The sequence below is a fragment of the Agrobacterium sp. GW821-FHT14E08 genome (genome assembly GCF_058803865.1).
This window is the reverse complement of sequence record NZ_JBXAPJ010000001.1, coordinates 790,882-811,520: the sequence shown is the minus strand read 5'-3', so window position 1 is coordinate 811,520 and position 20,639 is coordinate 790,882. Positions and strand designations below refer to the sequence as shown.

General features: G+C 60.1%; 21 protein-coding genes. 8 read left to right on the top strand and 13 right to left on the bottom strand.

Going from position 1 to position 20,639, the window contains the following annotated elements:
* Positions 1-6 precede the first annotated feature (6 nt).
* The gene (locus AC1ROR_RS03940) at positions 7-438 is read left to right on the top strand and encodes an HIT family protein (protein WP_003496252.1); all 432 of its coding nucleotides are present in this window, start codon (positions 7-9) and stop codon (positions 436-438) included.
* Between the two features lie 124 nt (positions 439-562).
* Here the strand turns inward: AC1ROR_RS03940 and AC1ROR_RS03935 are convergent, their stop codons facing one another.
* Positions 563-1,417 carry an urea carboxylase-associated family protein gene (locus AC1ROR_RS03935; protein WP_498588640.1) on the bottom strand — a complete coding sequence of 285 codons (855 nt, stop codon included), beginning with the start codon at positions 1,415-1,417 and terminating at the stop codon, positions 563-565.
* A 109-nt stretch (positions 1,418-1,526) separates the two neighbouring features.
* On the opposite strand from AC1ROR_RS03935, the gene AC1ROR_RS03930 reads away from it, so the two are divergent.
* Complete coding sequence (locus AC1ROR_RS03930) at positions 1,527-2,411, top strand: LysR family transcriptional regulator (protein ID WP_498588639.1); 885 nt, start codon at positions 1,527-1,529, stop codon at positions 2,409-2,411.
* Here the strand turns inward: AC1ROR_RS03930 and AC1ROR_RS03925 are convergent.
* The 6 genes from AC1ROR_RS03925 to cckA all read right to left on the bottom strand — a co-directional run bounded on the left by AC1ROR_RS03925 (position 2,390) and on the right by cckA (position 10,380).
* A complete protein-coding gene (locus AC1ROR_RS03925; protein ID WP_498588638.1) occupies positions 2,390-3,337 on the bottom strand; it encodes a phosphatase PAP2 family protein in 948 nt (315 codons plus the stop codon). The genes AC1ROR_RS03930 and AC1ROR_RS03925 overlap by 22 nt on opposite strands.
* Positions 3,338-3,404: 67 nt before the next feature.
* On the bottom strand, positions 3,405-3,749 hold the full coding sequence (locus tag AC1ROR_RS03920) for an AzlD domain-containing protein (RefSeq protein ID WP_035217523.1): 345 nt from the start codon (positions 3,747-3,749) through the stop codon (positions 3,405-3,407).
* On the bottom strand, positions 3,746-4,504 hold the full coding sequence (locus tag AC1ROR_RS03915; RefSeq protein WP_498588637.1) for an AzlC family ABC transporter permease: 759 nt from the start codon (positions 4,502-4,504) through the stop codon (positions 3,746-3,748). Before AC1ROR_RS03915 ends, AC1ROR_RS03920 begins: the two co-directional genes overlap by 4 nt.
* Before the next feature lie 125 nt (positions 4,505-4,629).
* Positions 4,630-7,143, bottom strand: coding sequence for an ATP-dependent Clp protease ATP-binding subunit ClpA (gene clpA / locus AC1ROR_RS03910; RefSeq protein ID WP_498588636.1), 2,514 nt, complete (start codon positions 7,141-7,143; stop codon positions 4,630-4,632).
* A 10-nt stretch (positions 7,144-7,153) separates the two neighbouring features.
* Positions 7,154-7,507, bottom strand: coding sequence for an ATP-dependent Clp protease adapter ClpS (clpS, locus tag AC1ROR_RS03905; RefSeq protein WP_046800247.1), 354 nt, complete (start codon positions 7,505-7,507; stop codon positions 7,154-7,156).
* A gap of 284 nt (positions 7,508-7,791) precedes the next feature.
* Entirely contained in the window at positions 7,792-10,380 is a 2,589-nt protein-coding gene (gene cckA / locus AC1ROR_RS03900; RefSeq protein WP_080834252.1) for a cell cycle histidine kinase CckA, read from the bottom strand.
* Positions 10,381-10,721: 341 nt separating this feature from the next.
* Between cckA and AC1ROR_RS03895 the strand changes: the two genes are divergently transcribed.
* The gene (locus AC1ROR_RS03895) at positions 10,722-11,990 is read left to right on the top strand and encodes a flagellar biosynthetic protein FliO (protein WP_498588635.1); all 1,269 of its coding nucleotides are present in this window, start codon (positions 10,722-10,724) and stop codon (positions 11,988-11,990) included.
* A 125-nt stretch (positions 11,991-12,115) separates the two neighbouring features.
* Here AC1ROR_RS03895 and dksA read toward each other — a convergent pair whose 3' ends face one another.
* Positions 12,116-12,535, bottom strand: coding sequence for an RNA polymerase-binding protein DksA (gene dksA / locus AC1ROR_RS03890; protein ID WP_003496274.1), 420 nt, complete (start codon positions 12,533-12,535; stop codon positions 12,116-12,118).
* Between the two features lie 303 nt (positions 12,536-12,838).
* Between dksA and AC1ROR_RS03885 the strand changes: the two genes are divergently transcribed.
* From AC1ROR_RS03885 to AC1ROR_RS03870, 4 genes are all read left to right on the top strand, one after another.
* Positions 12,839-13,315 carry a SixA phosphatase family protein gene (locus AC1ROR_RS03885; RefSeq protein ID WP_498589167.1) on the top strand — a complete coding sequence of 159 codons (477 nt, stop codon included), beginning with the start codon at positions 12,839-12,841 and terminating at the stop codon, positions 13,313-13,315.
* Positions 13,316-13,446: 131 nt separating this feature from the next.
* The gene (locus AC1ROR_RS03880; RefSeq protein WP_498588634.1) at positions 13,447-14,925 is read left to right on the top strand and encodes a YcjX family GTP-binding protein; all 1,479 of its coding nucleotides are present in this window, start codon (positions 13,447-13,449) and stop codon (positions 14,923-14,925) included.
* Positions 14,922-16,001, top strand: coding sequence for a TIGR01620 family protein (locus tag AC1ROR_RS03875; protein ID WP_498588633.1), 1,080 nt, complete (start codon positions 14,922-14,924; stop codon positions 15,999-16,001). Before AC1ROR_RS03880 ends, AC1ROR_RS03875 begins: the two co-directional genes overlap by 4 nt.
* Positions 16,002-16,130: 129 nt before the next feature.
* Entirely contained in the window at positions 16,131-16,691 is a 561-nt protein-coding gene (locus AC1ROR_RS03870; RefSeq protein ID WP_035217538.1) for a hypothetical protein, read from the top strand.
* A 14-nt stretch (positions 16,692-16,705) separates the two neighbouring features.
* On the opposite strand, the gene folK is transcribed toward AC1ROR_RS03870, so the two are convergent.
* From folK to folP, 3 genes are all read right to left on the bottom strand, one after another.
* Positions 16,706-17,242 carry a 2-amino-4-hydroxy-6-hydroxymethyldihydropteridine diphosphokinase gene (gene folK / locus AC1ROR_RS03865; protein WP_498588632.1) on the bottom strand — a complete coding sequence of 179 codons (537 nt, stop codon included), beginning with the start codon at positions 17,240-17,242 and terminating at the stop codon, positions 16,706-16,708.
* Complete coding sequence (gene folB / locus AC1ROR_RS03860) at positions 17,226-17,591, bottom strand: dihydroneopterin aldolase (RefSeq protein ID WP_035217542.1); 366 nt, start codon at positions 17,589-17,591, stop codon at positions 17,226-17,228. The genes folK and folB overlap by 17 nt, the downstream gene beginning before the upstream one ends.
* A 78-nt stretch (positions 17,592-17,669) precedes the next feature.
* Complete coding sequence (folP, locus tag AC1ROR_RS03855; RefSeq protein WP_498588631.1) at positions 17,670-18,455, bottom strand: dihydropteroate synthase; 786 nt, start codon at positions 18,453-18,455, stop codon at positions 17,670-17,672.
* Positions 18,456-18,634: 179 nt separating this feature from the next.
* Between folP and AC1ROR_RS03850 the strand changes: the two genes are divergently transcribed.
* A complete protein-coding gene (locus AC1ROR_RS03850) occupies positions 18,635-19,261 on the top strand; it encodes a DUF922 domain-containing Zn-dependent protease (RefSeq protein ID WP_035217546.1) in 627 nt (208 codons plus the stop codon).
* Positions 19,262-19,571: 310 nt separating this feature from the next.
* Here the strand turns inward: AC1ROR_RS03850 and AC1ROR_RS03845 are convergent, their stop codons facing one another.
* Both AC1ROR_RS03845 and AC1ROR_RS03840 read right to left on the bottom strand, forming a co-directional pair.
* Complete coding sequence (locus tag AC1ROR_RS03845; RefSeq protein ID WP_035217549.1) at positions 19,572-19,892, bottom strand: 2Fe-2S iron-sulfur cluster-binding protein; 321 nt, start codon at positions 19,890-19,892, stop codon at positions 19,572-19,574.
* Between the two features lie 129 nt (positions 19,893-20,021).
* On the bottom strand, positions 20,022-20,390 hold the full coding sequence (locus AC1ROR_RS03840) for an Hpt domain-containing protein (RefSeq protein ID WP_035217551.1): 369 nt from the start codon (positions 20,388-20,390) through the stop codon (positions 20,022-20,024).
* Positions 20,391-20,639 lie beyond the last annotated feature (249 nt).

The following is a 20,639-nucleotide window of genomic DNA, read 5'->3' as shown; positions in this document are numbered from 1 at the left end:
TCACCGATGACGGCCAGCGCTTATGACGACAACAATATCTTCGCGAAAATCCTGCGCGGCGAAATTCCGAGCCACAAGCTTTACGAAGACGAGCACACGCTGGCCTTCATGGATGTGATGCCACAGGCCCCCGGCCACCTGCTCGTCGTTCCCAAGACCGGCTCCCGCAACCTGCTCGATGCCGACCCGGAAGTGCTGGCGAGAACCATTCCCGTGGTGCAGAAACTGGCCGTGGCGGCCAAGGAAGCCTTCGATGCGGATGGCGTCTTCATCGCGCAGTTCAACGAACCGGCCGCTGGGCAGACCGTTTTCCATCTGCATTTCCACGTCATTCCGCGCAAGGAAGGAGAGCCGCTGAAGCCGCATTCCGGCGTGATGGCCGATGGCGAGGTGTTGAAAGCCCATGCGGAGAAGATAAAGGCGGCGCTTGCTTCCTGATAGCTGCCTCGCATGTGACGTCATCCTCGGCCTTGTGCCGAGGATCCAACCACGTATCTGAAATCAATCGGTTGCAGATGCTCGGGACAGGCCGAGCATGACGAAGGAGAGGTTTTCGGACTGATCATTCCGGAGAACGGTAAGCATTCCGTTCCGGCCATGGCCAGCCTTCAAGCACCGCCATATCCGGGCGGAATATTTCTACCTTCAGCGGATAACAGGCTGCCGTATCGCTGGAATGGGTAGCGCTGCAATCGCCGCCCGGGCAGGCGGAAAGAGCGCCGATGAGATCGATTTCCGCAAAGAATTCCAGATAGTCACCCGGCCGCACCGGGCTTGCTTTCATGAAATATTGGTGTGTGTCGTGGGTGAAACCCGTGCACATGAAGACATTCAGCACATCATGCACATGCGGCTCCGCCTGCCGGAACGACAGGCCCTTGGCGGAGGCTAGCGCATTGGTCAGATTGGAATGGCAGCAATGGTGGTAATCGCCGCCGCTCAGGAGCTTGTTGGTATAGGGATCGCAGCGTGTGCCGATCACGTCATGAACGCCGCCGCCGTCTTCGTCGAAGCCGTACCATGACAGGGTATCGTGGGTGATGGTCGCCATCGGCTGCAGGGACGGCAGGTTGCTCCACAACCGGTTGCCGACCGAAACATGGGTGGCGTGCAGGGCGCGGGTCTTGCCGCTGAAAAACCGTTCGGTCAGATCATTGGCGTTCCAGAGGTTGAGATCGCCGACCTGCGGCCCCTCAATGCTGACGATGCGGAAAAAATGCCCCTTCGGCACATTGAAGCTGCGGCCGTCGCGTGGGGGCACGATGACCTCGTCGATCTTCTCCATATGCTTCTTTGCCTTCTCGAGAAGCGCAAGGTCGGGCGCCTCAAGGGTGCCGTTCGGATAAACGACGACGGGGCGGACAGCGCGGCGCGTGGCGGCGTCAACGGGCTCGGCGGCAACAGGCATAGGGGTCATGAAATCCTCGGAGCGATGTAGATGTCGGCGCGAAACTGCGGCATGAATGGGCGGCTGGCAAGACGGGTTTTTCTTGCGCTCAGACCAAGTTTTACTTAGCCTTGGCGATATGAAACTGCCACCGCTCGCCACCCTCCGCGCCTTTGAAGCCGCCGCCAGAAGAACAAGCTTTTCCCTGGCCGCGCAGGAACTCGGCATGACGGCAACTGCCGTCAGCCAACATGTGCGCAATCTGGAGGCGTGGCTCGGCGTGGCTCTTTTCGAGCGCCACGCGCGCGGGGTCAGGCTCACCCCGGCGGGCCAGGAGTTCGGCATCACAGTTTCGGACAGTTTGCGGCAGATCGCCTCCGGCGCGCAAAGGATCAGGCGGGGCAGCGACGGCATGACGGTCCGTCTCGCCAGCCTGCCTTCGGTGGTGGCCCATTTCCTGACACCGCGCCTTCCCCGTTTCCGGGCGCTGCATCCCCAGATACAGGTGTCGATCAGCTATATCGGAGGAAATGATCACCCCGACCTCAGCATAATACACGGGCCAACGCCCGCACAAAAGGCCGTGGCGCTCTTCAGCGCCGAGACACGACCGACATGCGCGCCTGCCTATCTCGCGAAATCCGGTCCCTTCGATGACGTCTCGAGCCTGCTGCAGGTGGAATTGCTGCATGACGACAGCGAGACGGCGTGGCGGAACTGGCTCGCAACTGCTGGCCTGTCCCTTCCCAAGACCACCGGTCCCATCTTCGCGGATTTCAATCTGCTGGTCACGGCCCTCAAGGCCGGACAGGGCATCGGCCTTTGCCCGACCGCACTTCTTGGCGACGAGATCGCCGATGGTCAATTAAGCGTGCTTTCCGATCGGGCGGCCGATACGGACAAATATTACTGGCTGATAGAGGCGGAAGAGATGACCGCGCCGGCCCGCATCCTGTCGGACTGGCTTGTTGCGGAGGCCCGTGAGAGCGGAACGCGCGGCAATTATTCCGCCGCCACGATCTGAGGAGCGGCTACCATCCGCCCTGCCCGCTCCCTTGCGGAAAGCCAATTCAGCAGGCGGGCAGAAACCGCGCAGATGATGACAAAAGCGATTAAACCGCCGAAAACATCCGAAAGATGATGTCCGCCCTGAACGAGAACAGCCAGCGGCATCAAAATATTTACCGGTAGGATCACCGCCATCACCGCCCAGTGACGCGGCACGAACCAGGCGGACATTGCTGCCATGAACATGTGAAACGACGGAAAACCGATCAGCCCCAGCACATTCTTAGGCGAAATATAGACCACGCCCTCCGATGTAAGCCGGTTCAACTCCTGCCCGTAGGTATTATCAACAGCCAGGGGAATGGCCTGCGATATCCATTGTGGCAGTTGCACATAGGCCGAAGGTCCGAATGTCGGGAAAAATATCCAGAAGACGATGCTTGCAAATGCACCCAGCACGCCCGTGACAAGGAAGTGGTGCAGCCTCTGTTCCTTGCCGGTAAAGCCGAGCGTGATCACGATCACCAGAAGCTGCGGCAGTGACGTTGCATAGACCACGAACAGGACTGTCCCGATCCACGGATGTGTTGCTGCCCAGAGGACGATGCCCGCCCAGCTATAGCCAAACGCCGCATCCACGCTGAAGAGCACATGATCAATCGTCGGGAAAGCGACGGGCAGGAACATGTAGTTAAACACCGAGGCGACAAGCGTGAAGAGAATGAACAGGCCGCCCGCAATCAGGGCAGCGGCGATGCGAAGATCACGCCCGCTTTTGCGATAAAATTGACCGAGGATGAAAACGCCAGCGCCCGCCAGCGCGCATAAAAAATATCCGGCGTAATCGACCCTGATGCCTTTGACGGTGATCAAAGCCGCATCGATGGCGAATAATATGGCGATAAAGCCAAGTACAAAGCGCTCTGCCGCGAATAGCCGCATGGATTTGGCCCCTGTTTAGTCAGGGGCAAACTAGGGCAACGGGCTTAATATTCGGATAAGGAGAGTATTAAAAACCGAGCACCAACAATCCACCGGCCAAAAGCAGGATCGGGACGGCGACGCCGACGATGACGCGCTGGCCGGCCAACAGGAATGCGGCGAAGCCGAGTGCCGCCGCTCCGATACGCAGCCATAAAGGTGACGCTTCCAGCGACCCGGTTGGGAATACGATCAGCTTGGCGGTAACGGCCATGACGAGTGCGGTGGCGACCGCCCTCACCCAATGAAGCGCCTCCGAATCCTCCTTCAGCCGGTTGCCGGCGAGAACGCCGAGCCAGCGCCACAGATCGGTCGCCAGCCAGCCGGCAATGGCGATGAAGAGATAGGGCGCCCACCAGTTTTCGGTCATCATGGCTCGCTCTCCGGTGAAACGGGTTTGATCCTGCGGCGGAAGACGAAGCGGTCAATCAGATAGGCGGCGGTTCCGCCGCCGATCCCGGCATAGAGAATGTCGAATTCGGGCGCGATGACCGCGAAGACCGGGCCTGCGATCACCCCGATGACAAAGGCGACCTTGACGACGGAATGGCGGGCCGACGCCCAGATCGACGCCACGAAATAGACCGGTGTGAGAAAGAACAGGACGCCGGCAACCAGCGGCGGAAAGGCCGCGACGACGCCGTAACAAAGGCCGACGATGATCGCATTAACGACGGTAAGCGTGATGCCGAAACCGGCGAACCAGGCAGCACGCGCCTCACGCGGCACTTTCGAGAGGTTCTGCGTGGCGAAAACCCAGGCCGTGATTGCAACGAAGTGGGAAAGAAACAGCAAAATCCATGTCGGCGTCTTCGCACCGCGCATTTCCGGAACGATGGAAGCGACCATCGGCATCATCCGCACCGATGACAGCGTTACCGCCAGAAAACAGGCGGCGAGATTGGCACCGCCGACCATGGAGCCGATCAGGATCATCTTGGCCGGCAAGGCCCAGATCGTCAGCGTCATGAACACCGCTTCGCCGCGCGCCACACCCGATTCCAGCGCGAAGGCGCTGAAACCGACAAAGGATGTCATGAGAATGAGCGAGGGCAGTGAGAATATGCCCCGCATTCCCCTGAAAAACCAGCCGCTTAGAGGGATGGCATCGCTTTCGGCAGTCTGCATTGCTGATCCACTATGCATGAAAATGCCGGGCTTCCGCCCGGCATCGGTTTATATCTTTATTTCCACGCATTTTCCGAACGTAAAACTGCCGCGCATTTTTACCGGAAATGCTCCAAGGACCGCGATCACTTCTTCTTCGGCACTTTCGGCACCGTATTGGCCTTGCGGCGTGGCTTGTTGTCCTCGCCCGACTTGTCGGTCTCGGCCACAAGAACCTCCGCTTCTTCATTGGCCTTTGCCGCCTTCGAGGCAGGTTTCGCCTTGGCTTTCGCTTTGCCGGGCGATTTGGCCGCCTTCAGCTCGGCTTCCGGCTGCGGCTTCACGGGCGCTGTCTCCGGCAGAACCTCAAGTATGAGGCCGTCGGAGCCGTCGTCCTTCTTGCCGACGGTGACGCTGACGACACCGCCCTTCTTGAGCTTGCCGAAGAGGATTTCGTTGGCGAGCGGCTTCTTGATGTTTTCCTGAATTACGCGAGACAGCGGGCGAGCGCCCATCTTCTCGTCGTAACCCTTTTCCGCCAGCCAGGAAATCGCGTCCTCATGCAGATCGAAGGTGACATTCCGCTCGGAGAGCTGGGTTTCCAGCTGCATGACGAACTTCTGCACCACCTTGTGGATGACGGAAGTCGACAGCGGCGAGAACGGAATGATCGCATCCAGACGGTTGCGGAATTCCGGGGTGAACAGACGGTTGATCGCCTCTTCATCCTCGCCCGTGCGCCGCGAAGAACCGAAACCGATGGCGGATTTCGCCATTTCGGAAGCACCCGCATTGGTCGTCATGATGAGGATGACGTTGCGGAAGTCGATCTTCTTGCCGTTATGGTCGGTCAGCGAGCCATGGTCCATCACCTGCAACAGGATGTTGTAGATATCCGGATGCGCCTTTTCGATTTCGTCCAGCAGCACCACGGAATGCGGATGCTGGTCGACGCCGTCGGTCAGCAGACCGCCCTGATCGAAGCCGACATAACCGGGAGGTGCGCCGAGAAGACGCGACACGGTATGACGTTCCATATATTCCGACATGTCGAAGCGCAGCATCTCGACGCCGAGCGAGGCGGCAAGCTGCTTGGCCACTTCTGTCTTACCGACGCCCGTCGGGCCGGAGAAGACATAGGAGCCGATCGGCTTGTTCGGTTCGCGCAGGCCGGCGCGTGCCAGCTTGATGGCGGTGGCAAGCGCCTCGATGGCAATATCCTGACCGTAAACGACCGAGCGCAGCTCCTTTTCGAGGTTGGCGAGAACCATCTCGTCATCCTTGGACACCGTCTTCGGGGGAATACGGGCCATCGTCGCGATGGTTGCCTCGATTTCCCGTTCGGTGATCAGCTTGCGGCGCTTGGAAGCCGGCAGCAACATCTGCGCCGCACCGGTTTCGTCGATCACGTCGATCGCCTTGTCTGGCAGCTTGCGGTCGGAAATATAGCGGGCCGACAGTTCCACGGCAGCCTTGATCGCCTCGTTGGAATATCTCAGGTGATGATAATCCTCAAAGTAAGGCTTCAGCCCCTTCATGATCGCAATGGCGTCATCGATGGAAGGCTCGTTGACATCGATCTTCTGGAAACGGCGCACGAGCGCACGGTCCTTTTCGAAGAACTGCCGATATTCCTTGTACGTGGTGGAACCGATGCAGCGGATCGCGCCCGACGACAGGGCCGGCTTCAACAGGTTCGATGCATCCATCGCGCCGCCGGAGGTGGCACCCGCACCGATGACGGTGTGGATTTCGTCGATGAACAGAACCGCGCCCGGAAACTCCTCGAGTTCCTTGACGACCTGCTTCAGACGCTCTTCGAAATCACCGCGATAACGGGTTCCGGCAAGCAGCGTGCCCATGTCGAGCGAGAAGATCGTGTCGTTGGCGAGAGCCTCCGGCACCTTGCCTTCGACGATGCGCTTGGCGAGGCCTTCGGCGATGGCGGTCTTGCCCACGCCGGGGTCACCCACATAAAGCGGGTTGTTCTTGGAGCGACGGCAGAGGATCTGGATGGTGCGGTTGACCTCCTCATGGCGGCCGATCAGCGGGTCGATCTTGCCGTTCCTCGCCTTGTCGTTGAGGTTGACGCAATAGGCCTTCAGCGCATCCTGCTGCTTCTTGGCGGAAGATCCCTCTTCCTCGGGATTGCTGCGGCTCGCCTTGTTTTCGCTTTCGGGCTCATCGGCGCCGCGCGGCGTGCGCGTCTGCGAGGTGCCCGGACGCTTGCCGATGCCGTGGGAGATGTAGTTGACCGCGTCGTAACGGGTCATTTCCTGCTCCTGCAGGAAATAGGCGGCATGGCTTTCGCGCTCGGCGAAAATGGCCACAAGCACGTTCGCGCCGGTCACTTCCTCGCGGCCGGACGATTGCACGTGGATCACAGCCCGCTGGATGACCCGCTGGAAGCCGGATGTGGGCTTGGAATCCTCGTCGTAACCGGTGACGAGGTTGGTCAGTTCGTTGTCGACGTAATCGCTGACGGTCTTGCGCAGCGCATCGAGATCGACATTGCAGGCGCCCATCACGGCGGCGGCATCCGCGTCGTCGATCAGCGCCAGAAGTAGATGTTCCAGCGTCGCATATTCATGGTGACGCTCATTCGCAAAGGTCAGTGCCTGGTGCAGCGCCTTCTCGAGACTCGGGGAAAAAGTTGGCACGTTGCGATCCTCATTTCTTTTCCATGACGCATTGCAGCGGATGCTGGTGCTGTCGGGCGAAATCCATGACCTGGCTTACTTTCGTCTCTGCGACCTCATATGTAAACACCCCGCATTCGCCCACGCCGTGCTGGTGCACGTGCAGCATGATACGGGTCGCCGCTTCGCGATCCTTCTGGAAAAAACGCTCCAGAATATGGATGACGAACTCCATGGGAGTGTAGTCGTCATTCAGTAAAAGAACACGGTACAAATTCGGTCTTTTCGTCTTTGGCTTGACGCGGGTAATAACGGACGTTCCGCGGTTGGTGCCGCCGTCTTCCCCGTCGCCCTCGCCCTGCATGTAGATCGGCCTAGCGATCATCTTTCATCATTCTCCAAACCGTTCTCAAACCGACAGTTCTTTGCCAGGAGGGAGAACTTCGCCTCTTCATATCTAGGTCGTTAAGACGCGATTTTAAGCCCCTTGCGAAACGGTGCAATCACTATTGCGTTTGCGAAGAGGCAAACCTCGGGAAAAGTGCGGATGTGGAGGCAGCCAGGGCTCAAGGAAGACAAGCGCCCACGGCAGCGACGCGTTTTTCAGACCGGATGCAAACGGGTGCGGCAGGTCGCGGCGCAGCCAAATCCGCTTCACCGCCGCCGGCCTTAATCCTTGTCGTCGAGCATTTCCCGAACGGCGATGGCGAGCTGCTTCAGCGAGAACGGTTTCGGCAGGAAACCGAACTTGGCGTCCGCCGGCAGGTTTTTCGCGAAGGCATCCTCGGCATAACCTGAAACGAAGATGAATTTCAGGTCGGGATAGGATTTGCGCAGCTCCCTCAGCAGCGACGGACCATCCATTTCCGGCATCACCACATCGGATACGACGATGTCGACCTTGCCTTCCAGCTCCTCCATCACCTCCAGCGCCTCGGTGCCGGAGCCCGCCTCGTGCACGGTGTAACCGCGTGTTTCCAGCATGCGCTTGCCGCCGCGCCGCACCGCCTCTTCGTCCTCCACCAGAAGGACGACGGCGGAATTGCCGGTCAGGTCAAGCGGCTCTTCCTTCACCGGTTCCGGCGCCGCCACGGGCGCAAGCGCCGCCTCGCCGTGCTGCTGCCCATTGGCCTGAACGGCCTCAACCACATGGCGCGGCAGGTAAATGCGGAAGGCGGTTCCCTTGCCCACTTCCGATTCGGGGTAAATATAACCGCCCGACTGCTTGACGATACCGTAGACCATCGACAGACCAAGGCCCGTGCCCTTGCCAACTTCCTTGGTGGTGAAGAAGGGCTCGAAAATCTTGTCCATGATTTCCGGCGGAATACCCGTGCCATTATCGGCAACTTCCACCATCACCATGTCTTCGGCCGGGAATTCGGGACGGCCAAGGGCTGCGATTTCCTTGGCGTCGACGTTCCGCGTCCTGATGCTGATCTTGCCGCCGTCGGGCATGGCATCACGCGCATTGACGCAGAGATTGATGAGCACCTGCTCGAATTGCGACAGATCCGTCTTCACCGGCCACAGATCGCGGCCGTAGTCGACCTCCAGCTTGACGTTGGTGCCGGAGATCAGCCGATCCACCAGCATGCGCAGATCGCCGATCACGTCGGTCAGGTTGAGGATTGCCGGGCGCATGGTCTGCTTGCGCGAGAACGCCAGAAGCTGGCGCACCAGCACGGCCGCGCGGTTGGCGTTGCGCTTGATCTCCATGAGGTCGGCGAAGCTTGGGTCGGCAGGCCGCGCCTGCAGAAGCAGATGATCGGACGAGAGCAGGATGGCGGTCAGCACATTGTTGAAGTCGTGGGCGATGCCACCCGCCAGCGTGCCGACGGCATTCATCTTCTGCGTCTGCGCCATCTGGGTTTCGAGCGCCTTCTGCTCCGTCACTTCGATAGCATAAACGATGGCCACCTCTTCCGGCGCCTCGTCGTCCTGGTCGATAACGGCGTTGACGTAGAAACGGAAATGCCGGCCCTCGTCGCTCGGATGGCGGGAATCGAACGGGGCGATATCGCCCTGACGGTCCTTGGCTTCGGCCAGCGCCTGTTCCAGACGGGGTTTTTCATTGTCGTGGATGATGGTTTCGAGCGCAATGCCGCGATCGATATCGTCACGCCCGACCACACCTGAGAACAGCTTGAGGAAGGGCGCGTTGATGCGCAGGATGCGGCCCTCTCCGTCAAGCGAGGCAATCGCCATCGGCGTATTGTTGAAGAAGCGCGTAAAGCGCATGGCGGAGGATGATTCCGTGTCCTCCTGGCCCTTGGGGCGCATCAGAACGATGGTCCGGCTCTCGCCCGGCGCACCATCCTTGGAGGTGACCTGATGCACGAGGCGGGCCGGCATGCTCTGGCCGTTCACCCGGCGCATGTCGAGGTCGAGGATTTCCGTGCGCTTGGTGCTTCCCTGCGGATGCACGGATTCGATCAGCGCCATGCCCTCGCCGGCGACGATGTCGGACACCGTCATCGAGCCGGGAGAAAATTGCGCCAGATCGATGCCAAGCCATTCGGACAGGGTGGCGTTGAGATAAACGATTTCGCCCTTGCGGCCGGCGGAGAAGAAACCGGCCGGCGCATGGTCGAGATAGTCTATGGCGCTTTGCAATTCGCGGAAGAATCGCTCCTGATCCTCACGCTCCGGCGTGATATCGGCGATCTGGAAAACGTGCAGCCCCTCACCGCCCGCATCCTTCAGCACCCGCCCTTTCAGCCTGTACCAGTGCGGCCCGGCAGCGGCATCCTCGCCGAGCGGTTTCAGCAGCCGGAACTCTTCGTAACCGTCACGGCCTTCCCGCAGCACATTGATGAGCCGGTAGAGGGCCTCCGTCGATTCCCGGCTGCGCGACAACAGCGTCTCCAGGCTCTGTATATCGCTTGCCTTGGAGGTGCCGCTCATACGGCAATAGGTGGCGTTGGCGTAGACCATATGGCCCTTGGCATCGGTGATCAGCGTGCCTTCCGGGTGGGCCGACAGGAAACGGCGGGCAAGCCCGTCCGACTGCGACTGCGGCATGACCTCGATGAAACCGATGATCGACGAGACCAGAAAGAAAATTCCCATCATCGCCAGCACGCCGAGAATGCCGAGCACGATTTCGTTTTCCAGCGAATCCTTGAAATAGACGAAGGCGGCGGCAGCCGCGATCAGCACCAGCGCCAGAAGCAGAATCCGCAACACCGTGCCGGAACGGGCACGCCTGTCCACCAGCGGAAGGTCGTTGTCGCTTGTCTCGCGCACCCGTGTCATCTTGGCCTCGCAGTCGTGCAGGTCGTCATTCGGTCAGCCACATTTCCCAGACGGAATCGGGCAGCAGAATTTCTTGTAGCAACTCGCTTGACCATCAAAAAGCTCCGCGGGGACACAAAGGCTTAAAAACGCACAGAGAAACGACCCGAAAGGCGCAATGGACAAGGCTTTCCGGCGATGAGGGAACCGAAAGCCCTGCCAACCGGTTTTGCGTTTCAAACGGGCAAAGGCGGATAAACCTTGTATCGCGCCTAAAAAAATCGTCTTTTCCTGCTTAACGTTCACACTATAAGAACCACGGCAATATTAATTGCTCGAAAAAATCTGAAGGGACGATCTCCATGATGGATGATTTTATCGGGACCTATGGAAACAACCTCATCGTCGCCGTTGTCGGTGTGGGTGTGGCGCTGCTGGTGCTGGCGATTGCTTTGTGGCTTCTGCGCAGGCGCAGCGGTTCGGCCCCCTTTATCCGGGGTGGACGCAACCGGCAGCCTCGCCTGCAGGTTCTCGATGCGACGGCCGTGGATGCGCGTCGCCGCCTCGTGCTGGTGCGACGCGACAATGTCGAGCATCTGGTGATGATCGGCGGTCCGACCGATATCGTCATCGAAAGCGGCATCGGCGCGATCCCGATCGTGCGGGACGTACAGGAACCGGAACTGAAGGCGCTGCCGCGCCAGGAGAGCGACGTAAAAAAGGCCGAGCCGGCTATCCCGCAGGAGCGCCGCGCGGCCCTGCCGCAACAACAGCCTGTAGCGACGGTCGCTCCCGCTACCGCAACCGAAGAACCGGTAAAACAGCCGCAACGGCCTGAGCAGCCGGCCCCGGCGCCCCGCCCCGCACCTGCCCCGGTCTCGGCGGCACCGCTGCCGCCACGCCCGTCGATACCGCAGCAACCGGTTTCCGCCGCGCCTTCGGTTGTCCGCGAGCCTGCGCCGCCTGTAAGGCAGGCAGCGCCCGAGAGAGAGATCGCCCGCCCCGCCCCTTCACCGGCACCTGCACCTGCACCTGCACCTGTACCAACACCGGCACCGGTTACCGCGGCCACACCGGCAGTCGCCGTTCTGCCGGTTGCCGCTGTCTCGCTCGATATGGCCGCAGAACGGACCGACCAGGGGCGAGCCGAGCCTTTCGCGCCTGCGCCGGCCCCGGTCACGCCTCCCGTTACCCTACAGGCAAGGGCGCCAGAGGAACGGCCAGCGGTGCCCGCGCCGCAGGTTTTTGCCGCGCGTGAGCCTGTCATCGACCAGTCGAATGCTGCCGATTTTCTGGACGCCGCACGCGAGCGTGTTCTGCCCGGGCTGAAACCCGGAGACAATACGCCGCCAGCGCCCTTCCCGCCGCAGCCCGAAAATCCGGCCATCATCTCCGCTGACGCCGAACCCAGATTTTCCGATGACCTTGCCAGCGATTTCGAGAGCTTTCTCGAAGCCGAAATAGCCAAGAGCAAGGATGCCGAGAAAGAGCCGGAAATTGCTGCGGCAACGGAAAAGCAGCCCAAGACCCAGCCCGTCTCTCCGCCTGTTACCGGCGCGACACCGGATGGTGACATGCAGAAGGAAATGGCGCGTATCTTCGGTGAGCTTTCGGTTACCCGCGATCGCTGACAGGCCGGGGTCCGTTAGACGGATCGATTTGAAAGCAAAAAGGGCGCGGAAATAATTCCACGCCCTTTTTCATTTGTGTAATTTTCACCGACCGGTTCGCTGTGGCAACCGGAGAGCTCTCCGTCTTACTCGTCGCGGTAGACTTTTTCGCGACGCTCGTGACGCTCCTGCGCCTCAATGGACAGGGTCGCTATAGGGCGGGCGTCAAGACGCTTGAGGCCGATAGGCTCACCCGTTTCCTCACAGTAACCGTAGGTGCCGTCTTCGATCCGCTGAAGGGCCGCATCGATCTTTGAGATCAGCTTGCGCTGGCGGTCCCGGGCGCGAAGTTCGATCGCCCTGTCTGTTTCGGAAGATGCCCGATCCGCGAGATCGGGGTGGTTGGCGCTTTCTTCGGCGAGATGTCCGAGGGTCTCGCGCGCTTCTCTAAGGATGTCATTTTTCCAGGCGACCAGCTTCGCGCGGAAGTAGGCACGCTGGCTGGCATTCATGAACTCGTCGTCTTCCGAGAGTACATATTTGCTAAGATCGATCTTCTCACTCAACGCGATTCTCCTCGAAGAACATCTCAATGCGGCGGTGTATACTCCAATGATATAGGCCGGTTCAAGTCTACAGATCAGTTTTCAGGCATTTTTAAAACTGACATAAAAATCATCTAAATGACTAATTTTTATCCTTTATTGGCGTGGAAGCGATCTCTTCTTCGATCACTTAGACGCGACTTGCCAACAGGAAAGAGGACTTGCGGTCCCGTGAGCCTATCCTGTAGCATTCGGACCGTGCCCTAGAGTTTCGAACGCCGGTCCCTGCCCTTGACAGATCATCACCCGAAGCGAGTTTACCTTCTGCGCCACGCCAAGGCCGCCTGGGCGGCGCCGGGAGAGCGCGATTTCGACCGGGGATTGAACGAGGCGGGTTTCGCCGAGGCGGAGATCATCGCCGATCTTGCCGCCGACCGGCACTACCGCCCTGACATGCTTCTGTCATCGACGGCCGCGCGCTGCCGGCAGACCACGCAGGCCTGGCAACGCGCCTTCAACGAAGGCATTGACATCGGCTATGTCGATGAAATGTACAATGCGCGCAGCGAAACCTATCTCTCCCTCATTGCCGCACAAACGGATGTGCAATCCGTGATGCTGGTCGGACACAATCCCACCATGGAGGCGACGCTGGAGGCGATGATCGGCGAGGATCTGCTGCATGCCGCCCTGCCTTCCGGCTTTCCGACATCGGGGCTTGCCGTGCTCGATCACGACGACGGCGCCGAAAACGGCAGGAATCGCTGGCGGCTGGTCGATTTCCTGTCACCAGGCAGATAGCCGAAGGCTGCCGTGCCTGCGGGAGTGCTAAACGGGATGTCGTTGAAAATCCACGGGGTCGCTTCTTTTTTGGGCAGCCACGCATTCCTATATTGCAGCCGTGATCGTGAAACACAGCCGGGAAACTGCCATTGCCGCCTTCTCTTACGTCCCTGACGGACAGTGCGCTCATCGCGTTCGATAATCTGGCCGACCGTGCGAGCAGCCTCACCCACCCGACATTGCGGCTCGGCGTCACCGGTCTTTCGAGGGCGGGAAAGACGGTCTTCATTTCCTCCCTCGTCCACAATCTTCTGAATGGTGGCCGCCTGCCGCTGTTTGAAGCCATGCGGTCGGGCCGGGTCTCGAATGTGCGCCTTGAACCGCAGCCGGACGACGCCATTCCCCGTTTTCAATACGAGGACCATATTCAGGCGCTGGTGCGCGACCGGCTCTGGCCCGATTCGACGCGGGCAATATCCGAACTGCGGATCACGCTGGATTACCAGAGTGCCAGCGGCTGGGGCCGGTGGTTTTCGGCCGGCAAGCTCTCCATCGATATCGTCGACTATCCCGGCGAATGGCTGCTCGACCTGCCGCTTCTGTCGCAGGATTACAGGCAATTCAGCGACGCAACCGTCGCGCTCGCCGGGACCGGCATCCGTTCCGAGCTGGCGCAGGAATGGCTGGCGATCGCTTCCTCTCTCGATATCAACGCCCCCGCCGACGAGATGACGGCGCGACGTCTGGCCGAAAGTTTCGCAGCCTATCTGAAAGCCTGCAAATCCGACGAAAGATCGCTCTCCACCCTGCCGCCGGGGCGTCTTTTGATGCCGGGAGATCTGGAAGGATCGCCGGCGCTGACCTTCGCACCCCTGCCGGGCCTGACGGATGAGAAAGCACCGAAGGGCTCGCTGCGCGCCATGATGGAGCGGCGCTACGACGCCTATAAATCGATCGTGGTGAAACCCTTCTTCCGCGAGCATTTCGCCCGCCTCGACCGGCAGATCGTGCTGATCGACACGCTTCAGGCGGTCAATCGCGGCCCGGAAGCCGTGCAGGATCTGGAACGGGCGCTGGGCGATGTTCTCGCCTGTTTCCGCCCCGGCACCAATAGCCTCCTGTCGTCTCTCATCGGCCGGCGCATCGACAAGGTGCTGATTGCCGCCACCAAGGCCGACCACCTGCACCATGAAAGCCATGACCGGCTGGAGCGACTTACCCGCCGTCTGGTGGACCGCGCCATCACCACCATCGGCATGAATGGCGCCGGCATAGAGGTCATGGCGCTGGCTTCCGTGCGTGCCACGCGGGAAGCGACCGTGCGGCAGGATGGCCACGAACTGCCCGTCATCGTCGGCACGCCAATGGCCGGTGAGACCATCAATGGCGAAACCTTCGACGGCAACCGCAAGACGGCGATCTTTCCCGGCGATCTGCCTGATGATCCCGAGCCGCTGTTCCGCAGCATTGACAGGGATGGCGACAAGGCGACATTGCCCGACGTCAATGTCGTGCGTTTCCGGCCGCCCAATGTCGACGAGCCGGGCAGCGGCGGCATAAGGCTTTCCGTGCCCCATATCAGGCTTGATCGCGCCATGCAGTTCCTGTTCGGAGACAAGCTCGCATGAAGGTTCCCACACCCAACTATCCGCAGGCTCGCCGCCCGGCAGCTTTCACGCTCGAGACGGAAGAGACGGCACGGCCATCCGCGACGCAGAAACGTGCCCCGCGCAGCTTCGGCGCCGAGATTTCACTGACGCCCGACGAGGACGATCCGTTTCTCGCACCGGAAGAAATCGATGCAGCCGCCTTGCCGGTGGCCACGCCGAAGAAAAGCCGATTCTCCTTCGGCAAACTCGCACTCGGCGCATTGGGCGTGTTGTTCTCGCTTGCCTTCGGCCTCTGGGCGGATCAGCTCATCCGCAACCTGTTTTCCCGCTCCGACTGGCTTGGTTACACGGCGACCATCGCGCTTATTGTTGCGCTTCTGGCCGTTCTCGTCCTCGTCGGGCGGGAAGTCTTTGGAATCATGCGGCTCAATGCCGTGCAATCCTTGAAGGCTGATGCGGAGACGGCAAGCCTCGACAAGAGCCCGAAACCCGCCCGCGCCATCGTCACGCGCCTCAATGCCGTCCTCTCCCACCGGGCCGAAACGGCCAAGGGACGAGCGGCGCTGAAGGAAACGGAAAACGATGTGATCGACGGCCCACATCTGATCGAGCTTGCCGAACGTGAATTGCTGGTGCCGCTCGACCGGCAGGCGCGCGCCCTGATCCTTAATTCCTCCAAACGCGTCTCCGTCGTCACCGCCGTCAGCCCGCGTGCAATCGTTGATCTCGCTTACGTGTTGTTTGAGGTGACACGGCTGGTGCGGGCCATGGCGGAGCTTTACGGCGGCCGTCCCGGCACGCTTGGCATGTTGCGGCTGCTGAAGGATGTCGTCGCCCACCTCGCCGTGACGGGGTCGATTGCCGTCGGCGACGGCCTTGCCCAGCAGGTTCTCGGTCACGGTCTTGCCTCTAAACTCTCGGCGCGACTCGGCGAAGGTGTCATCAACGGCCTGATGACGGCGCGAATCGGCATTGCGGCCATGGATCTGTGCCGCCCGTTGCCGTTCAGGGCCGTGAAGCGTCCGGGGATCGGCGATTTCATGTCCGACCTGACGCCCGATTTAAGCGGCGGAAAAAGCGGTGAAAAAGCCTGAGTGGCAAGACATGAGCGGTTCAAAAGGTTACGGACGAAGCCGCAAATGAGAGCGAAATAAACCAAGCATTAACCATTCCGCCGGTAGATTGCGGCCTATCGAACAGGCTTCTTCGCCGGGGAAAGTATCATGTATTCGCGCTTCTTTTCGCTTGTGGGCGGACTTGCCGCCATATTGTCCGTCAGCGGCGGTTTCGGCCTGTCTGACGTCCATGCCGCATCGCGCGACCGCGACGACGTGTTTTTCCGCTCCGTGGCCGGCAGCTGGAAAGGCCCGGGCGAAATCGTCGCCGGCAAATACAAGGGCACCAAATTCACCTGCGATCTGACCGGCGAACCGCTTGATGACAAGCAGACCGGCATCAAACTCGGCGGCACCTGCCGCGTCGGCGTCTTCAGCCAGCCCATGTCCGCCGTCATCAGCCAGAAGGGCAACTCTTACGAGGGCAAGTTCCTCGACGGCGCCGAAGGCAAGGGGCTGGACATCACCTCCGGACAGGTCAGCGGCGACAAGGTCGTTGTCGGCATCAACCGCGCCAAGCTCAATGGTGCGATGGTCGCCCGTGTCTCCAGCGACAATTCGATGAATATCACCATTTCCGTCAAGGTCGCCGACCAGATGATCCCGGTCATTGGCGTGACGCTGGCGCGTGACATCGACCAGATGGCCGTCGGTTCGATCAAGCCGTAACCGCTGCAGCCTCGTTACTCATCACCGAGCGGGAGTGACCACCACTCCCGCTTTTCGTTTGCGCGGATGATGCCCGTCCTGTCTGCCTGCTGAAGCCATTCCAGAACGGATTTGCCTTTGACGTCAAGATCGGGCGCGATGTCGGCAAGCGGCATCAGCACAAAAGCCCGCTCCGTCATACGCGGATGCGGCACTTCGATGCTTTCCGTTACGAGAGATTCATTCCCATAGGTCAGCACATCGATATCGATGGTGCGCGGACCCCAGCGCTCCGTGCGCACCCGCTTCATGCCCTTTTCAATATCGAGGCATAATTTTAACAGCGAAGGCGCCGCAAGCGAGGTTTCCACCAGGGCGCAGCAATTGAAAAAATCCGCCTGATCCGTCTTTCCCCACGGTGGCGTACGGTAAAGGCCGGAGACGGCCAACAGGCGGCAATCGCCATGCCTGTCCAGTTCGCGCAGGGCTCTCGCCATCGCGGCGGCGGGATTGCCGATATTGCCGCCGAGTCCCAGGGCAGCGACGGTCGTCTTTTCAGGCACGGTGTTCAACGCTCACCTGCGCATAGTCCAGAATGCCGGGAACGGGGGCAGAGGGTTTGCGCACCGTTATTCGCAGCCAGACGATTTGCGGATAACGCTCGCGCAGCGCCTTGCAGATGTCATTCGCCAAAGCTTCGATGAGATAGCGGCGCTGGCCGACGACGATCTTTTCGATGACGGCGAAGGCCACGCCATAATCGACGGTATTTTCGATCTCGTCGGTTTCCAGCGCATCACCCGCCTCAACCTCCATCTCGGCATCGACGAAAAAGCGCTGGCCCAGCACCTCCTCCTGCTCGAGAAGGCCATGACGGGCGAAAAAGGAACAGTTTTTCAGGATGATGGTATAGCGGCTCATCGCATCGCCTCCATGGCAGGACTGTTTCGCCAGAAAGCCGCACCACTTTCGGGACGCGGCATTCCGGCACTCATTGATCTACGCATCGGCCTTTGCCGACGTTTTGGCAAGAACCGCATCGGCGATTGCCAGCGCATCACGTGTCGCGGCAACATTGTGCACGCGAAAAATCGAAGCGCCCGCCAGCCTCAGGATCGCGGTGGTCGCAGCCGTTCCGATATCGCGTTCCTCAGCCGCATCCCGGCCCGTCAGCGACCCGATGAAACGCTTGCGCGACGTACCGGCCAGAACCGGCAGTCCGAAAGCGGCCAGTTCGCCGAAACGCGCCATCAGCGCGACATTTTCACTCTCGTCCTTCGCAAAACCAAAACCCGGATCGAGCGCGATGGCGTCACGGGCAATACCCGCATCCTCGGCGATATCAAGCGAGCGATTGAGGAATTCGAACTGATCCTCGATCACATCGGCAAGCTTCTGCCGGTCGCGGCCGGTATGCATGATGCAGACGCCTGCGCGGGTGGCGGCGACCACATCAGCCATCTCCTCGTCTTTCTGCAGGCCAAAGACGTCATTGACGATATGTGCACCTGTCCCGATCGCCAGCCGCGCTGTCGAAGCGCGATAGGTATCGACCGAAATCAGCACATCCGTCTCGCGGCGCAATTTCTCGATGACGGGCAACACCCGGTCCTGTTCCTCGGCTTCCGTTACTGCGGCCGCACCCGGCCGGGTGGATTCCCCGCCTATATCGATGATGTCGGCGCCCTCCTCCACACAGCTCAGCGCATGGGAAAAAGCCGCATCGACGGCGAGATAACGGCCGCCATCGGAAAAGGAATCGGGCGTGGCATTGACGATGGCCATAATACGGCCACGCCCATCAAGTTTCAGGGAGCGACCATGGGCCGCTTGCCACACATTGCTGCCGGCTGTTATCACGTAACACGCGCCTTTCGGGAATAACGGAGTGTTATGCCAATTCTTATAAGTTCCGCTCCGCCTATGCAGCAAACCTTTTTCAAGTTCAACCGGAAGGCCGGGTCATGACCAAATCATCACGTGCTCTTTGCACCGCTCTGGCGGGTGCATTGGCCCTTTCCATGCCCGGATCGGCTTTTTCAGAAACTATCGTCCGCAAAACCTATTCCTATTTTTCGATCAGCGGCAAAACCGCCGCCGATCTGGACCAGCAGCTTTCCAAGCACGGTCCGCTGACCCGCAACACCGGTGCACGCCATCCGGGCGCGACCGAGATCAAATTCGGCGGCGAGCTCACCTATGTCGAAAAGAACGGCCTCTGCAGCGTGGGAACGGCAAAGGTGGTGCTGAATACCCGCATCCTCCTGCCGCAATGGAAAAACCGGCGGCGCACCACGGCGGAGCTGGCCTTTATCTGGGACACGCTGCTTGCCGATATCAAGCGCCACGAGGAACGCCACGCGGAGATCGCCCGAACCCATGCCCGCACGCTCGAGAGGCAATTAACGGCGCTTCGCCCGCAAAAAAACTGCGAGACGCTGCAGGAAATGGTCGGCAAGATCACCCAGACGGTAATGGACGAGCACGACAAGGACCAGATGCGTTTCGATGTGGTGGAATCGAAAAATTTCGATGCCCGCATGACGCGGCTTTTGAAAAACCGGCTCGAACAGGGCCAGAACCGGCGCTAAGCGACCTCACCTCTCGACCTGCCAAAAACTCACCCTGCGCAACGGGCATGACGTAACGTCATGTCCGATATCACCCGTGAATTCTCGTCATGGTGCGGTCGTCGAGACTCATTGTAGCTTGTTCACATGGTTTGGAACGGTCGCAGCTTACGGCGGGTCGGGCGTTTTAACCGTCTCCGGTTCTCCCGGTGCGCACTTGAGGGCTCGCAGGTGTTTCCTCCCTCGCCTGCATGCTGCGTACCCGCCTCGCCCCGCTCCCCGCTACCAGGTGAGCGGGGCTTTTTCTGCGTCAGGTAATGCCGAGGGTTGATCAGCCCTGGCGCTCGGGAACGTGAACGACAAGGCCGTCAAACTCGTCATTCATCTTGATCTGACAGGAAAGACGCGACGTGGGACGCACATCGAAAGCGAAATCCAGCATGTCCTCCTCCATCGGCTCAGGCCCGCCGACGCGCTCCGCCCATGCATCGTCGACATAGACATGACAGGTCGCACAGGCACAGGCGCCGCCGCATTCCGCATCGATGCCGGGAATGGAGTTGCGCACGGCATTCTCCATGACGGTGGAACCGTTGCTCACGTCGAGTTCATGGGGCGTGCCGTCAAAGGCAACGATGGTCAGTTTTGTCATGCCGGAAATCCAAAATGTGATCTAAGAACTGTTCTAAACACATAGAAAGGCCGGTCCGCCTTGGCAACCCGCTTCAAGGGCGCCAGACCCAACCGGCCTCACAAAACGGCTAATTTGATGGGTACCGCCTCAGCGGCAGAGCTTGAGGATGAAGTTTTCCGCTTCAACAATGGCAGCGGCGAGCCTTGCGATAGCCGCGCTGTCGTTGCCCTTGTCCTCCACCGCTGCTGCGGCCGTGGACACGGCGGATGCGCCGATGGCCTGAGCGGCGCCTTTCAGACGGTGGGCGGTTGCCCTGACAGCCTTGTCGTCAGCACCGGCCATTTCATGAAGGGCTGCGCGTGCATTGCGGCTGAACAGCTTCAGCACCTCGATTTCGAGATCCTTGTCGCCCATTGTCTGCCGGGCAAGATGATCGAAATCGATGGGCCTTGTGCCTGCGGCCGGCGCGCCGCCGCAATTATCCGGAGCTTCGAAAGCAATACTGACCGCTGCCATGTCTGAAATTCCTTGTGTCTCGCCGTTTCCTGTTTCGTGTCACATCTGTGTCGTATTTACGCATTGAAGCCGGTGCTATCGGCTTAAATTACGGCGTGACGCAGGCGAAAATCTTCTGCTATGGTTAATTTATGTTAAACTTATGCGAAACAAGGCGTTCAGAGCGAAACCGAGGTTTAAAAACTGTTAAAAAGCCGACACTTCGCTGCCGTCGCAAATCCGCATTAATTGTTTCGAACACCTAAATGT

Excerpts from the sequence above, each read along its gene's own strand:
- AC1ROR_RS03875 (WP_498588633.1), top strand. The coding sequence starts at position 14,922 with ATGAAGGTTCCCACACCCAACTATCCGCAGGCTCGCCGCCCGGCAGCT.
- AC1ROR_RS03840 (WP_035217551.1), bottom strand. The coding sequence starts at position 20,390 with ATGGCAGCGGTCAGTATTGCTTTCGAAGCTCCGGATAATTGCGGCGGC.
- AC1ROR_RS03930 (WP_498588639.1), top strand. The coding sequence starts at position 1,527 with ATGAAACTGCCACCGCTCGCCACCCTCCGCGCCTTTGAAGCCGCCGCC.
- AC1ROR_RS03870 (WP_035217538.1), top strand. The coding sequence starts at position 16,131 with ATGTATTCGCGCTTCTTTTCGCTTGTGGGCGGACTTGCCGCCATATTG.
- AC1ROR_RS03940 (WP_003496252.1), top strand. The coding sequence starts at position 7 with ATGACGGCCAGCGCTTATGACGACAACAATATCTTCGCGAAAATCCTG.
- AC1ROR_RS03925 (WP_498588638.1), bottom strand. The coding sequence starts at position 3,337 with ATGCGGCTATTCGCGGCAGAGCGCTTTGTACTTGGCTTTATCGCCATA.
- folB (WP_035217542.1), bottom strand. The coding sequence starts at position 17,591 with ATGAGCCGCTATACCATCATCCTGAAAAACTGTTCCTTTTTCGCCCGT.
- AC1ROR_RS03920 (WP_035217523.1), bottom strand. The coding sequence starts at position 3,749 with ATGATGACCGAAAACTGGTGGGCGCCCTATCTCTTCATCGCCATTGCC.
- AC1ROR_RS03850 (WP_035217546.1), top strand. The coding sequence starts at position 18,635 with ATGACCAAATCATCACGTGCTCTTTGCACCGCTCTGGCGGGTGCATTG.
- folP (WP_498588631.1), bottom strand. The coding sequence starts at position 18,455 with ATGGCCATCGTCAATGCCACGCCCGATTCCTTTTCCGATGGCGGCCGT.
- AC1ROR_RS03895 (WP_498588635.1), top strand. The coding sequence starts at position 10,722 with ATGATGGATGATTTTATCGGGACCTATGGAAACAACCTCATCGTCGCC.
- AC1ROR_RS03845 (WP_035217549.1), bottom strand. The coding sequence starts at position 19,892 with ATGACAAAACTGACCATCGTTGCCTTTGACGGCACGCCCCATGAACTC.
- AC1ROR_RS03935 (WP_498588640.1), bottom strand. The coding sequence starts at position 1,417 with ATGACCCCTATGCCTGTTGCCGCCGAGCCCGTTGACGCCGCCACGCGC.
- AC1ROR_RS03915 (WP_498588637.1), bottom strand. The coding sequence starts at position 4,504 with ATGCAGACTGCCGAAAGCGATGCCATCCCTCTAAGCGGCTGGTTTTTC.
- clpS (WP_046800247.1), bottom strand. The coding sequence starts at position 7,507 with ATGATCGCTAGGCCGATCTACATGCAGGGCGAGGGCGACGGGGAAGAC.
- cckA (WP_080834252.1), bottom strand. The coding sequence starts at position 10,380 with ATGACACGGGTGCGCGAGACAAGCGACAACGACCTTCCGCTGGTGGAC.